Source organism: Pseudomonas sp. RA_35y_Pfl2_P32 (genome assembly GCF_963970735.1).
Lineage (GTDB): Bacteria > Pseudomonadota > Gammaproteobacteria > Pseudomonadales > Pseudomonadaceae > Aquipseudomonas.
In genome coordinates, this window is sequence record NZ_CAXAQF010000058.1 from 1 (window position 1) to 1514 (window position 1514).

3 protein-coding genes are annotated in these 1514 nt (G+C 62.7%); all 3 read right to left on the reverse strand.

Annotated elements, in window-relative coordinates; all coding sequences use genetic code 11:
* The coding region (locus AACY45_RS27005; RefSeq protein WP_339548480.1) for a transposase at positions 1 to 551 on the reverse strand (551 nt) is incomplete at its 3' end.
* 21 nt (positions 552 to 572) lie between these two features.
* Positions 573 to 965, reverse strand: a complete 393-nt coding sequence (locus tag AACY45_RS27010) for a hypothetical protein (protein WP_339442618.1) — start codon at positions 963 to 965, stop codon at positions 573 to 575.
* A 7-nt stretch (positions 966 to 972) separates the two neighbouring features.
* A partial coding sequence (locus AACY45_RS27015) for a hypothetical protein (RefSeq protein WP_339548481.1) occupies positions 973 to 1514 on the reverse strand: 542 nt, incomplete at its 5' end.

A 1514-nucleotide genomic window follows, 5' to 3' on the forward strand; every position in this document is an offset into this window, starting at 1 on the left:
GCTTTGTTGCGAACTATGCCCTCGTCGCGGATCTTGACCCGGATCGCGTCGAAGAAAACCAGCGGGTAGATCGGATCGAGCGGCCGCTGCTGCCACGTCGCCACCTCGTCGAGCACGGCGTCGGTCACCGTGCTGATCAGATCCGGCGACACGTCGATCCCGTACAGATCGTGGAGATGCCCGGTAATCTCGCGGGTGCTCATGCCGCGCGCATACATCGACACGATCTTGTCGTCGAAGCCGGGAAAGCGGCGCTGATACTTGGCGATCAACTGCGGATCGAAGCTCGCCTGACGATCGCGTGGCACGTCGATCGCCAGCTTGCCGGTGTCGGTCATCACGGTCTTCCGACCGTAGCCGTTGCGCGTGTTGCCGGCACCGTCCTGGCCGGCCAGGTGATGATCCATCTCCGCGTTCAACGCGCGCTCGGTCAGCGCCTTCTTCAGCGAATCGAGCAGGCCACCTTGGTCAAATGCAGCACTCGCGGCACCGCCCGCCAGCAACTGGTCGAGAAGCTCATTCGGTATCGCAGGTTCTTTGCGTCGGGACATATGGGATCTCCTCTTTACCCATTATGCCCGCCCACACACGGAAATCCTGACAGTCCCCCGCTGCCGGATCTTCAGCGGCACCGCGACCACAACGAACAGCCCCGCAGCACAGTAGAACCAGACCAACCCTGTATCGCGTTGCCGCAGGGCAATGCAGATGAGACATGAAACCGCGACGATCGGGGTTATCTTGGTCACCCACCACAAGGCCGATCCCCATCCGGGTTGATCGCGCATGTCCTTGTTTACTATCAGCACGATCAACGTCGCCGCGACCTTCAGGCCGATGGCAAGAGCGGCGATCCAGCTCAAAAAGTCGATCAGGGTGGAGAAGCCGAACGTCAGCATCACATGATGATGCGACGCAGCTTGTTGCCGGGCAACCTGTAATCCGTCCTGGATGGTAAGGGACAAAGCCGGATCATATGTCGGTGAGGTCTTCGGGGTAACGCCCACCAAGCTGGCAGAACAGGAACCAGGTTTCCTGTCCCCGTCCGGTCAGGAGCAGGTGTTCCGGCCGATCTGGCGCATGATCGAGCAGGTTCAGGCGGACGAGCGGCCTGATGTTGCGTTCACCGATCAACCTGCCAGGGTTGCGACCTTGTGCGATGATGGCCCAGCCCGGCGTGCCGCGTTCAGTGATCGCAGGTGCCAGATGGCCATCGCGCGACCGGCTGCCGTCACCGCCCAGGATAGCCAGGCAGGTACTCCAGAAGGCTTCGCGGGGGCGCGGCGGGATCAGCGCCCATTCGACCGGGCCGGTATCGGACTGTTCCGGCAACGGGGTCGATGCTGCGGGACCGTCCCGCACGCCGTCCCGATATGCGCGCTCCAGCGCTTGGGCGATGGCACCGGCGGTATCGACGGTAAGGCCGTACTTCCGATCGGAGCGGTCCTTGGCGACGATCGCGCGCGCGATTTCACGAAACCGCGCCTTGCGCCGAGGATCCGGCGGGAATTTTC